At 65.9% G+C, this 12723-nt stretch carries 11 protein-coding genes and 1 tRNA gene; 8 read left to right on the top strand and 4 right to left on the bottom strand.

Annotated elements, in window-relative coordinates:
* Positions 1-15: 15 nt before the first annotated feature.
* From VL973_RS05605 to VL973_RS05575, 7 genes are all read left to right on the top strand, one after another.
* A complete protein-coding gene (locus VL973_RS05605; RefSeq protein WP_325283046.1) occupies positions 16-822 on the top strand; it encodes a TrmH family RNA methyltransferase in 807 nt (268 codons plus the stop codon).
* A complete protein-coding gene (locus VL973_RS05600) occupies positions 822-1934 on the top strand; it encodes an 8-amino-7-oxononanoate synthase (RefSeq protein ID WP_325283045.1) in 1113 nt (370 codons plus the stop codon). The genes VL973_RS05605 and VL973_RS05600 overlap by 1 nt, the downstream gene beginning before the upstream one ends.
* Positions 1931-2554 (top strand): dethiobiotin synthase, encoded by a 624-nt coding sequence (bioD, locus tag VL973_RS05595; protein ID WP_325283044.1) that lies wholly within the window; start codon positions 1931-1933, stop codon positions 2552-2554. Before VL973_RS05600 ends, bioD begins: the two co-directional genes overlap by 4 nt.
* Positions 2551-3819, top strand: coding sequence for an adenosylmethionine--8-amino-7-oxononanoate transaminase (locus tag VL973_RS05590; RefSeq protein ID WP_325283043.1), 1269 nt, complete (start codon positions 2551-2553; stop codon positions 3817-3819). Before bioD ends, VL973_RS05590 begins: the two co-directional genes overlap by 4 nt.
* A gap of 60 nt (positions 3820-3879) precedes the next feature.
* Positions 3880-3956: transfer RNA gene (locus VL973_RS05585), tRNA-His, on the top strand.
* A 32-nt stretch (positions 3957-3988) separates the two neighbouring features.
* A complete protein-coding gene (locus VL973_RS05580; RefSeq protein ID WP_325283042.1) occupies positions 3989-5041 on the top strand; it encodes a Glu/Leu/Phe/Val family dehydrogenase in 1053 nt (350 codons plus the stop codon).
* A 25-nt stretch (positions 5042-5066) separates the two neighbouring features.
* Positions 5067-5708, top strand: coding sequence for a tetratricopeptide repeat protein (locus VL973_RS05575; protein ID WP_325283041.1), 642 nt, complete (start codon positions 5067-5069; stop codon positions 5706-5708).
* Position 5709: 1 nt separating this feature from the next.
* On the opposite strand, the gene VL973_RS05570 is transcribed toward VL973_RS05575, so the two are convergent.
* Together VL973_RS05570 and VL973_RS05565 are read right to left on the bottom strand one after the other, a co-directional pair.
* A complete protein-coding gene (locus VL973_RS05570) occupies positions 5710-6588 on the bottom strand; it encodes an ROK family protein (RefSeq protein WP_325283040.1) in 879 nt (292 codons plus the stop codon).
* A 43-nt stretch (positions 6589-6631) separates the two neighbouring features.
* The gene (locus VL973_RS05565) at positions 6632-7708 is read right to left on the bottom strand and encodes an ATPase, T2SS/T4P/T4SS family (protein WP_325283039.1); all 1077 of its coding nucleotides are present in this window, start codon (positions 7706-7708) and stop codon (positions 6632-6634) included.
* 119 nt (positions 7709-7827) lie between these two features.
* Here VL973_RS05565 and VL973_RS05560 point away from each other — a divergent pair, with 119 nt between their 5' ends.
* Positions 7828-8478 (top strand): prolyl hydroxylase family protein, encoded by a 651-nt coding sequence (locus VL973_RS05560; protein ID WP_325283038.1) that lies wholly within the window; start codon positions 7828-7830, stop codon positions 8476-8478.
* Between the two features lie 59 nt (positions 8479-8537).
* On the opposite strand, the gene VL973_RS05555 is transcribed toward VL973_RS05560, so the two are convergent.
* A complete protein-coding gene (locus tag VL973_RS05555; protein WP_325283037.1) occupies positions 8538-11282 on the bottom strand; it encodes a TonB-dependent receptor domain-containing protein in 2745 nt (914 codons plus the stop codon).
* A 123-nt stretch (positions 11283-11405) separates the two neighbouring features.
* Positions 11406-12723 (bottom strand): hypothetical protein (locus tag VL973_RS05550; protein WP_325283036.1); only part of this gene is annotated, 1318 nt, incomplete at its 5' end.

Here is a 12723-nt window from a genome sequence, read left to right as displayed (position 1 = left end):
ATGGAACCGCGCGAAATGCCCCGCATCATCACCGCCTATTCCAACCCCGCCGTAAAGGCCGCGCGCGAGCTGCGCGACAAGAAGCATCGCCGGTTGCAGCGCCGCTTCCTGGCCGAGGGGCTGCGAATCCTCACTGAAGCGCGCGAGGGCGGTCGATTGCCCGAACAGATGTTCTTCGCCGCCGACAGCGCGCGGCATCCGCTGGTCGTTGCACTGGTCGACGCGGTAGAGGCCGCGGGCGGCGACGCGATCGAGACGACGCCCGACATCCTGTCAAAGCTGTCGGGCAAGGATAATCCGGGCGCGGTGGTCGGCGTGTTCGCCGAGTTCGAAACGGCGCTTGCCGATCTGGACCGGCATTCAGCGGGCATCTGGCTGGTGGCGGAGCGGCTGCGCGATCCCGGCAATCTGGGCACCATCCTTCGCACCGGGGATGCGGTGGGTGCGGGCGCGCTGATCCTGATCGACGATTGCGTCGACCCCTTTTCGGTGGAGGCCGTGCGCGCCAGCATGGGCGCATTGTTCACCGTGCCCATCGTGCGGACGCACTGGACCGATTTCATTGCATGGCTGCGGCAGGGGCCGGGACAATTGGTCGCGCTCAGCCTCGATACCGACGTCGATTACCAAACGCCCGATTACGCGCCCCCGACATTCCTGCTGACCGGGAATGAGGCGCAAGGGCTGCCCTCTGCCTATGCCGATGCGTGCGACACCCGCGTGCGGATGCCGATGCTGGGCAAGGCCGACAGCCTGAACGCGGCGGTGGCAACGGCGGTGATGGCGTATGAGGTGCTGTCGCAGCAACGGCGGCGCGGCTGATGCTGTTGGCGCAGCTTGCCGATCTGGAGGCACTGACGGCGATCGGTCGGCGCCGGTCGCTCGCCCCGCGCGCGGGTGCGGACTTTGCGTCAAACGATTATCTGGGGCTGGCAGGATCGCCCCGGCTGGCGCGCGCGGCCAGCGACGCCATCGCGCGCGGCGTCGCGGTCGGCTCCGGCGGGTCACGCCTGCTGCGCGGCAACCACACGGAGATCGAGGCGCTGGAGCATGAGGCGGCGGCGCATTTCGGCCATCCGGCGGCCTTGTGGTTCTCCAGCGGCTATGTCGCCAACCTGACCTTGTTCGCCACCCTGCCCCAGCGCGGCGACCTGATCGTGCATGACGAACATGTCCATGCCAGCGCGCATGACGGTATGCGCCTGTCGCGCGGCGAACGGCGGACAGCGGCGCATAACGATGCCCAGGCATTTGATGACGCCATTGCCGACTGGCGGCGCGCGGGCGGCACGGGCACGCCGTGGATCGCGGTCGAAAGCCTTTACAGCATGGACGGCGACCGCGCGCCGCTGGCCGATCTGGTTCAGGTCGCGATGCGACACGATGCGATGCTGGTCGTCGATGAAGCGCACGCGACGGGCGTGTTCGGCGATGGCGGGCGCGGGCTGGCACACGACCTGCCTGCCGACCGCGTTATCGCGCTGCACACTTGTGGCAAGGCGATGGGGGCCGAGGGCGCGTTGCTGACCGGGCCGGCGGCAATGCGCGATTTCATCATCAATCGCGGACGCGGGTTCATCTTTTCCACCGCCCCTTCCCCCATCATGGCGGCGGTTGTCCGCGAATCGCTGCGCGCCATTGCCGACGAACCCGAACGTGGCGCGGCGCTCTGGGATCGCATTGCCCATGCCGAACGCCGCCTGTCGCGGGTGGGCGTCACCGCCACGGGATCACAGATCCTGCCGCTGATCCTGGGCGACGATGCGCGCGCGATGGCGGTCGCGGGCGCGGTTCAGGCCGCCGGGTTCGACGTTCGCGGCATCCGTCCGCCGACGGTGCCGGCCGGGACCGCGCGACTTCGCATTTCGATCACCAACAATGTCGGGCCGGACGATATCGACGCGCTGGCCGATGTGCTGGAGGCGCTTTCATGACCGGCCGTTTCGTGATCGCGGGGACCGACACCGGCGTCGGCAAGACGGTGTTCGCCGCCGCGCTGACCCGCGCGATCGGCGCGACTTACTGGAAACCCGTGCAGGCGGGCACCGATGAGGGCACCGACAGCGCGAGCGTGACCGCGCTGGGCGTCGATCCCGCAAACATCCTGCCAGAGGCCTATGTGCTGTCCACCCCCTGCTCCCCGCACCGCGCGGCAGAGATTGACGGCGTGACTATCGATCCCGCGCGGCTGACTCCGCCCGCGACCGACGGGCCATTGGTGGTCGAGCTGGCGGGCGGATTGATGGTGCCCATGACGCGCACATTGCCGACCGCCGATCTGGTCGCGCGATGGGAACTGCCGGTCATCCTCGTCGCGCGAACCGAGCTTGGCACCATCAACCACAGCCTGTTGTCGATCGAGGCAATGCGGCGCCGCGACATTCGCGTTCACGGCATCGCCTTTGTCGGCGACAGCGTGCCCGACAGCGAAGCGACGATCGCCGCAATGGGCGGCGTGCGGCGGCTGGGGCGGCTGGACATGCTGCCCGAACGCACGCCCGATGCGCTGGCGGCAGCGTTCGCGCGCGGGTTCGACGCCGGGGATTTCGCATGACGCGCACGCGGATCTGGCATCCCTTCACCCAGCATGGCCTGGACGAGCCAATCCCGAACATCGTCCGCACACAGGGCGCGCATCTGTGGACCGACGGGGGCGATCGGCTGATCGACGCGATTTCCAGCTGGTGGGTGACGACGCACGGCCACGCCCATCCCCGCATCGCCGACGCGATTGCCGAGGCAGCGGGCCAGTGCGACCAGATCATCTTTGCAGGCCACACGCACCCTTATGCCGAAGCGGTAGCCGAGGGACTGGCTGCGCTGTTCCCATCGGCGCTGGCGCACATCTTCTTTTCCGATTCGGGGTCGACCAGTGTTGAGGTCGCGCTGAAAATGGCGCTGGGTTATTGGGCCAGTCGGGACGAGGCGCGGCACCGCATCCTCGTGCTCGAACACAGCTATCATGGTGATACCATCGGCGCGATGTCGGTCGGCGCGCGCGGCGTATTCAACGCGGCCTATGCGCCGCTGCTGTTCGATGTCGAAACCCTCCCCTTTCCCGGCGGCGATACCGCGCAGGCCACGCTGGATGCGCTGGAGGCTGCGTGCCGCGCCAAACCGGCGGCGCTGATCGTCGAGCCGCTGGTGCTGGGCGCAGGTGGAATGCTGATCTATGCGCCATCGGTGCTGGCCGAAATGCACACTATCTGCGCGCGGCACGGCGTGCTCTTCATCGCCGACGAAGTGATGACCGGCTGGGGCCGCACCGGCACGCTCACCGCCTGCGAACAGGCGGGCGTGGTGCCCGACATCATGTGCCTGTCAAAGGGATTGACCGGCGGCAGCCTGCCACTGGCGGTCACGCTGGCCAGCGCGGCGATTTACGACGCGCATTATTCGACCGATCGCGCGGCGATGTTCTTTCATTCATCCAGCTATACAGCGAACCCGATCGCGTGCGCGGCGGCGGCCGCCAATCTGGCGATCTGGCGCGAAGAGCCGGTGCCGGACCGCGTGGGCGATCTGGCGGCACGACAGGCTGGATGGGCGGCGCGCGTCCGTGGCTGGCCGGGCGTCGCCAATGTCCGGCACCTTGGCACCCTCACCGCGTTCGAGGTCGCGGACCCCGACCGGCCGGGCTATCTCTCGACGCTCGGCCCGGCGATCAAGGCGCAATGCGCGGCGGCGGGCGTGCTGCTGCGCCCATTGGGGAACACGGTCTATGTCATGCCGCCATATTGCATCGACGCGGACGATCTGGGCATGGTCTATACCGCGATCGAGGACGCGATTTCAGCCGGATGCGCCGCGAAAGCGTGAAAAGCACGCGCAACGATCTTGCGCGCGCGAACATTTGGCGTTAGGCGCGACCTCCTCACGGCGGTCGTAGCTCAGTTGGTTAGAGCATCGGTTTGTGGTACCGAGGGTCGCGGGTTCAAGTCCCGTCGTCCGCCCCATCTTTTCCCCTCGCGACCGGCGGATCTGTTCAGTGCTTACCGACTGGGGCTTTCCCGACTTCGACGACCATGAGGGCGTCCATCTGCTCACCGATCGCGAAAGCGGCTTGCAGGCGGTCATCGCCGTCCATTCGACGGCGCTTGGCCCGGCGGCGGGTGGCGTGCGTTTCTGGCATTATGGCGATCCGCGCGCGGCGATCACCGATGCGCTGCGCCTGTCGCGCGGCATGAGCTTCAAGAATGCGATGGCCGGTCTGCCGATGGGCGGCGGCAAGGGCGTGATCCTGGCCGATGCCAACCGCACCAAGACGCAGGAAATGCTCAAGGCATTTGGCCGCGCGGTCGATTCGCTGGGCGGGCGGTATGTGACGGCGGAGGATGTCGGCATTTCCGAGGCCGATCTGACGACGATTTCGGGCGAGACGCGCTATGCCTCCGGCCTGCCCGTCAAGTCGAGCGGCGGCGCGGGCGGCGATCCCGGCCCGTTCACCGCAATGGGCATCTATCTGGGCGTCAAGGCGGCGGCAAAGCGCGCGCTGGGCACCGATGACATGGCTGGCGTGCATGTCGCGATCCAGGGTCTGGGCAGCGTCGGCGGCGGCCTGGCCCGGTTGCTGGCAAAGGACGGCGCGCGGCTGAGCATCGCCGACGTCAATCGCGACCGCGCGTTGGCAATGGCTGGTGAACTGGGCGCAACGCTGGTCGATCCCGACACGATCCTGTCGGTCGAAGCCGATATCGTCAGCCCCAATGCACTGGGCGCGATCCTGACCGAAACGTCGATCGCGGCGCTGAAGTGCAAGGCAGTGGCCGGCGGCGCGAACAACCAGCTCGCGACCGGAGCCGAGGGGCAGGCGATCCATGATCGCGGCATCCTTTACGCGCCCGATTACGTCATCAATGCAGGCGGCATCATCAATGTCGGCCTCGAATATCTCGGCCAGGGCGACCGCGCCGAGGTGGAAAGCCGCATCGCGCGCATTCCCGAACGCCTGGAAGCCGTCTGGGCCGAGAGCGAGCGCACCGACATGCCTGCCGCGCGCGTGGCCGATGCCCAGGCGATGCGCCTGATCGGGCGCGCCTGAACATGACGGCACGGGCGCGCGGCTGATGGGCTGGTTCGCGCTCGCATTGATCGCGGCGGCGGTGCTGGCACTGATGTGGTTTATGCGCCTGCCCCGCGCACTGACGGGGTTCGTCGGTGCCGCGATCATGCTGGGCGCCACGGGCTATGCGTTGCAGGGGCGACCCACGCTCGCCGCTTCCCCCGCCCGCGCGGCCGAGGTAGAAGCGATGGCGGACGAGGAACTGGTGGCGCTGCGCCAGCAGATGTTCGGCCGTTTCCAATATGCCGACAGCTATTTCTTCATTGCCGACGCGCTTGCCCGCTCGGGTGACGAGCGCGGTGCGGCGCGCGCGATGCTGGGCGGGGTTCGATCCTCACCCGAAAATCTGCCGCTCTGGACGGGTCTGGGCTTCCGGGCGGCTGGTGCCGACGGGGCGATGTCCCCGTTGGCTCGAATGGCGTTCCACCGCGCGCGACAGCTCAATCCCGATCATCCGGCGCCCTATTTCTTCGAAGGGCTGGCCCATGTGCGAACCGGCGATCTTGCCGCCGCCCGGCCGCTGTGGTTGCGCGCGCTGGCGGTCAGCCGCCCCGATGCACCTTGGCGGCGCGGGATTGCGGAGCGGCTGGTCCTGCTGAACCGCTTCATCGAAATGCAGCGCGCCGCCGCCGCGCCCACCCCATGACTCAGGCGCGCGCCGCGATCAGCAGCGCGCCGATCGCCCCGGCATCCTCCAGCACCGGCGAGACGATTCGCGTTTCGATATTGTCGGCACCGACGAACGGCAGATAACCGGCGAGCTTCCCCACCGTCATTTCGCGAACGGTCGCCAACAAGTCTGGCCGAGCCGAAATCACGCCGCCGCCAATCACCACCCGCTGCGTCGCCAACCCCAGGAACAGCGTCGCCATCGCCTCGGCCAGCGCATCCGCGACATAACGCCATCGCGGATCGTCGCCACGCACCCGATCTCCCGGCACCCCGAACCGATGCGCCAGCGAAGGTCCGGCGACCAGCCCTTCAAGGCAATCGCCATGAAACGGGCAGGCGCCTGAAAAATCATCGTCGCAGTGGCGGCGCACGCGCCAGTGCCCGGCCTCCGGGTGCATCGCGCCGACAACCGGCACACCGCCGGCGATCAGCCCCATGCCGACGCCCGTCCCGACCGTGACATAGGCAAAGTCATCCAGCCCACATGCCGCGCCATGCTGTCCCTCCGCCAGCGCCGCGGCGACGACATCGGTCTGGATGGCGGCGCGATCAAAACCCGGCGCCAATGTTCCCAGCACATCGGTCCCGGACCAGCCCGCTTTGGGCGTTGCCAACATGCGCCCGTAATCGGATGCCACCGGATCGACGCGGATCGGCCCGAAGCTGGCGACGCCAAGCGCTCTGACGCCATGCTCCGAGCGCCACTTTGCCAGCCGTTCGGCCAAGGTGCATAAAGTAGCGTCGGGCGTGGTGGTCGGTATCTGGATGCGATCAACCAGATCGATACCGTGCCCCAACACGGCAATCGCCTTGGTCCCGCCCAGTTCGATACCGGCCAACAGCTCTGCAACCATGTGCCCGACCGTAACGCACGCCGCCGCGCACGCCAGCGAAAGTTCAGCGCTGCCCGCGTGACAGGCGCACCGCCTCGGTTGCGCCGATCAGCCCCTCGCGAACCATCGAGCGTGCCGCAGAATCGAGGCGCGGGGCATTCAGGAACAAGTGGCGCGTCAGCAATGCAGCGTCCGCGCCATCGTTGATGAGCCGCGCGACCGCGCTGTCGACGGCGACGCCCTCGAACACGCCGATACGGCCAATTACGCCCGTGCCACGGCAATCGCCGCAGCCCGTGCTTTCATAGATCACCGCGCCGGGATCGAAGCCCAGCAATGCCGCGACGGCGTTGCTCGCCTGCACGGGCTGGCGACAGCGCGGACACAGCCGGTCGGCGAGCCGCTGTGCCGTGACCGCGATCAGGTGCGACGCCAATGCCAGCCGGTCGACGCCCAGCGCACGCAGCCGGTCGATTGCCGCCACGGCATCGGGCGCGTCGAGACGCAGCAGCACACGGCACCCGCCGGCCGCGACCTGAAATGCGACCGCTGCTGATTCGCGGTCGGGCACGTCGCCCAGCACCAATATGTCGGGGTCGAGCATCAATGCCCGCTCGATCGTCGCACGCATCGGCAATTGGGGCGCGACGGCAATCGCCAGCGCACCCGGCACTTCGATCCCGATCGCGACGATGCTGAGCGTCCGCGCTTCCCCGGCAATCCACGACGCAATCGTCGACCGCCGGCCCGAACCCGACCGCCCGGCGACCACGACCGCACCACCGGGCCGCTCCAGAGAGCGCACCATCAACCGCGCCTGCGCCGCGGCCATGCCCAGGTCGGTCAACTTGTCACTGGCCATGCCGGCCCGATCAGCGCGCAGGCGCAGCGCCAGATGCTCGCCATCCGCATAGGCAGCCACCCGCCAGTCGAGCAGCCGGTCGGCACCGGTGTCGACCACTTCCCATGCCGCGTCGCGCAGCCGGTCGGGTTGCAGCCGCGCGGGCACCCATGCACGCAACCGCCCATCGACACGCAGCCTCACGCGAACCGCGTCGGGATCGAAATCGAGATGAATGTCGCTCGCCCCCTGCGCGGCGGCATCGGCGGCCAGTGCCTCGATCGCGGTTCCGGTCTTCATCGACACACCCGTTCCATGCCGTTCCTCACAGCGCGCTGTATGATGACCGCGATGCGTCAGAAAGGTTACGCTTTGATGGCAGACTTTGCCTCGCCGTCCGGGTTTGGCAGAATAGGCGCATGACCAATCTCGGCTCCGGCTATCCCAGCGAACCCGTCATTACCCATATTGCCGCCCGGCCCGGTGTGCAGCGCTTGCCCAGTCCCAAGCTGGCACTGTTCATGGCGCGCGGCTTTCTTGATGCCGATCACTGCGCGGCACTGTGCTCGCTGATCGACCGCGAGCGCCGCCCCTCCACCATCGCCGACCCCAATGGCGACAATGCGTTTCGCACCAGCGAAACCTGCGACCTCGATCCGGCCGAGCCGATCGTGGCACAGCTGGAAGCGGCGATCCTGGCGTTTTGCGGCCTCGACCCCGCCCATGGTGAGCCGATTCAGGGTCAGCGTTACGCCGTGGGGCAGGAGTTCAAGGCGCACACCGACTATTTCGATCCGCAGGGCGTGGACTTTAGTCGCTTTTGCAGCGTTGCGGGCAACCGGACCTGGACGGTCATGCTTTATCTGAACGAACCGGAGGCCGGCGGCGCGACGCGGTTCAAGGTAGTGGACAAGACGATCCAGCCGGAAACCGGCAAGCTGGTGGCGTGGAACAACCTGCGCCTCGATGGACGGCCCAATCCCGCCACCCTGCACCACGGGATGAAGGTTCGCGCGGGCACCAAATATGTCATCACCAAATGGTTTCGCGAACGCCCCTGGGGCTGGTGATGCAACGAAAAAGGCCCCGGATGCACGGTCCGGGGCCTTTCATTTGACGCGGGCGCCGATCAGAAGCGCGTGCTGATCCCGAAGGTGATGACGCGACCGAGATCATAGGTGTTGGTGTCGACCCGGACATCGTTGGGAAAGTTCTGGAACTCCTGGTAGCGCGTGCGCGTCAGGTTACGGGCCTCGACCTTCAACTCGACCTGCTGATCGTCGCCGAAGCTGATGCCCTGACGATAGACGAGGTCGAAGCGCAGGCCCGGACGCTCGACAATATCGGGCAGGCGCAGGCCGTCGAACACCGGACCACGGCTGGTCACGCGGTCGCTCGCATAGTTGATGAGCAGCGTCGCCTGGCTCTTGGTCTCTTCGTTTTCCAGGCCGATCTGGCCATTCACCAGATGGTCCGACTGACCGATCAGCGGCGCGCCGTCCTGGAAGATCTGGCTGGCGGACACGTCAGGCGCTCCGAAAATCGGGCTGGAGACGAGCTGCTCACCGATCTGGAGGTTCGACTGGGTGTAAGTATAGTTGGCCACCAGCAACAAGCGCGTACCAGTAAACAGCGAGCCAAGCGTATCGAGCGGGAAATATTTCTGCGCCTCGATCTCGCCGCCCCACAACCGCGCTTCAGGTGCGTTGGAAAAGCCGGTCAGCAATGTGCTCGACCCCGGTGCGATCTGGGCGATCGTTTCAATCGGGTTTTCAATCCGCTTGAAGAAGCCCGCCGCGGTCAACCGCTCGTTACGGCCAAAGAACCATTCATAGCGCGCTTCGAGATTGTAGAGTTCAGAATCGGTCAGGTTCGGATTACCGAAGAACTGACGGTTCGAATCGAAGTCGAGATAGATTTGCGGGGCCAGTTCGCGAAACTGCGGACGGGCGATGGTCTTGGACGCATGCAGACGGATCTGCATATCTTCGGCGAAGTTCCAGGTGATGGTCGACGCCGGCAGGAAATAATTGTTGGCGAGGTTGGTGCCCGGAACACGGCCATCGGCCCGGATCAGCCCGACGGTCTCGGTCGCGTCCTCATACCGCACACCGATCGTTGCGCGCACGCCGTCGAACGCTTCGGCCTCAAGCTGCGCGTAGCCGGCATGGGTCTCAAGCGAGGCGTCATAGGCAGGTGCGGCGTTGGCGCCCGAACCGGAGATATTCTGTAGATTGATGCCGTAATAGCCAATCGTCGCCTGCGACAGCAGGTAATCGGGGCGCAGCTGACCGACCGTGTTGTTCAGCGTGGCGTTGTTCGGCCCGACATAGCGGAACACGTAGCGGCTCGCTTCGCGCTGGGCATCGCTATAGGCATAGCCTGCCGACAGCGTGACCGGCCGATCGAAATTGAATTCATAACTGAAATCGACCGCGCCCGACCAGAGATCCTCGTTCAGATCGCTGAACGCGACCGAAGCGGTCTGGGTCGTGCCGCCCAGCGTGTTGATATAATCGTTGATGCCGTTGGCCGTCGTATACTCATACCGGAACGCGCGCTCATACGGCGCCTTGCGCTTGGTATTGGCATAGGCCCCGCGGAAATCGACCTGAAGCGCGTCGAAATCCAGCTCGCCGACGAATTGCGACGTGAACAACTGGCGCTCGAACCAGTTGGTATATTGCTCGATATAGGTCGGCAGCGGCGCGAAGGGGCCGGGAATGCCGAGATTGTCGAGATCGCCGGCCGACAGGATGCCCTGCTTCAGCGTGTCATGGATATAGACGTTGGTCAGGCGGAAACGGTGGTCGCCCACTTCGGCGCCCAGCCCGAACAGGCCGTTGACCAGAATGCGGTTGTCGGTCGTGACGGCGGTGAAATCGCTGGCGAGGTTGCCGTCGGCCGAGTTCGCCACCTGCTGGATCGCTTGGCGCGTGCGCCAACTGTTTGAAATGCCGCCGCCCGCGATCACGCCGATCCGGGTGTCGCCGCCCGCGTCAAACGACGTGCCCATGCTGATATCGCCACCCCAATTGGCGGGCAGGTCGTTGTTTTCCTGAAGCAGCGTGGTTTCAGCATTACGAAGCGACGCGGCTTGCGCCGACGACAGGCCGACATTGTTGATGCCGGCTTCCTTGATGAAGCCCGGCACGGTGCGCGTGCCGTCATCATAGCCAAACACGTCAGCCGAACCGCCATCATAGACATAGCCGAGCTGGCTGGTCGTATAGGTATCGAACGCGACCGATCCGCCGACCTGAATGAAGCTCTCTTCGGGAACCGCGCGCGTCGTCAGGTTGATCGCGCCACCGCCGAATTCACCGGGATAGTTGGCCGAATAGCTCTTCTGGACCAGCGCCGATGCGACAAGGTTGGTCGGAAAAATGTCGAGCGGCACGACGCGGCGCAGCGGTTCGGGGCTGGGCAGCGGTGAGCCGTTGAGCAGCGCCGACGAATAGCGGTCGCCAAGCCCACGCACGAAGACGAAGCCGTTGCCGACCACGCTGAGGCCGGTCACGCGCGTCAGGGCACCGGCAATATCGCCTTCACCGGTGCGAGCGATATCTTCGGTCGAGAGGACCGACACGACCTGCGGCGTCGAGCGGACGATGTTGGGAATGTTGCGGCCGATGACGACGATGTCTTCATTGACGTCGCCGGCGCCGGGCGCGGAAATTTCGACATCCTGGTCGATACCCGCCTGATTGGTGGTCGTATCGGGTGAGAGCGTCTGCGGCGTGGTCTGGCTATCGCCCGAACCGTTGGGCGTCGTCACCTGACCTGCCGGTGGATTGGTGGTCGACACGCCTCCCGATCCCGTGACCTGAGCGAGCGCGGCGGGCGCCACGAGCTGCGAGGTGAGCAGGAGCATGGTCCCGAATGCGAGTTTTTTTGTCATCATGGGTTTCCGGATCAGGAAGCTGTCGAAAAGTAACGGCAAAACCGAGGGCGGCGGCCCCTTTGCCACCGCCCTCGGCCATTGGTTCACCGTTGCTTAGAGGCCAGGCACCGTGGTGCAGCTCTGGCTGGTCGAACCGAAGTTGGCGCGGTTCGAGTTGCAGGTCCAACCGCGGAACCAGTTGTCGTTCGGGCCGGCGACCGCACCGATATAGCTGGTCTGGACCAGGAACGACGAACCCGACGGGTTGAGCGTCGAAGCGTTGAACGGCGTGACGGCGGCGGCGCCCGTGCCTGGCAGCAGACCATCGGTCAGCGCAGCGGCGGCGGTGCCGTTGGTCACGTTGTTCGAACCGGCGGCGACCACTGCTGCCTGTTCGGCATTGGTCACGGTCACGCCGTTTTGCGTGGTTTCGGCCGACAGGCCGTCACCGCAGGCGAAATAGACCGAGTTGAACACCGGCGCGCCGGCTTCGTCGATCGCCGCATTGGCGGGACGGATCGTCGACTTGCCGCCGTTGGCGGTCGTGCTGGCGACGATGTTGAGGCACGGCTCGGTCAGCGAGGTGATGATGCCGTTGGCGAAGGTGAAGTCCGCACCGCCGCGCAGACGCAGCGCCGCGTTGACGCCGTTCGAGCGATGGATGAACGTGAAGTTCGCGATCCGGCCATTCTGGCGCGGCGTCGCATCTTCGTTACCGTTCGAATCGATTTCCATCATGTAGGTGTCGGACTGGGTGTTGTTCGGACGCTGGGCAGCGATCATGAACTGCATGAAGCCCTTCCAACCCACATCGGTATCGATGCTGTCGTCATCCGCGCCGGTCACCACGAAGTAACGCGCATTGTGCGTGCCGCCGAAGATTTCGACGCCGTCGTCCGAGCTGTTGTGGATCTGGATGTTTTCCAGACGCGTGCCCGAACCAACGCCCGCGGTGGTCAGACCCTGAAGCTCGTTACCGGGGCTGATGACAGTGCCCGAATAGCGGATCTGGACATAGCGCATCACACCCGAGCTGTCGGTTGCGACATTGCCACCATACAGCGCGTTGCCGGTGCCTTCGACCAGCGCTTCGCAATTGACCGCGCCGCCGGCAACGCCCGACAGGTTGCAGTTCGAGATCGGCGCGCGGCCCGACAGGATGACGCCGCCCCACAGGCCCTGCGACTCGTCGGTCACATTGCCGGTCAGGTTCTGCTGCGCGGTGAAGATGATCGGGTTGGCTTCGGTGCCCTCGGCCGAGATCACCGAGCCGCGGTTGACGACCAGGAAGTCGTTGTCTGCGTTGGTGGTGTTGGCATAGATCAGCGCGCCCGGCTGAATGGTCAGCGTCGCCGCATCGCCACCCGCGCCGTTGCCGCCACGATCGATACCCACGTCGACGCGACCGTTCATTTCATACGCCACGCCCGCC

Source organism: Sphingomonas sp., from assembly GCF_035490575.1.
In the GTDB taxonomy this organism is placed as follows: domain Bacteria; phylum Pseudomonadota; class Alphaproteobacteria; order Sphingomonadales; family Sphingomonadaceae; genus Sphingomonas.
The sequence above is the reverse complement of the archived record's forward strand: the minus strand, read 5'-3'. Positions and strand labels throughout refer to the sequence as shown.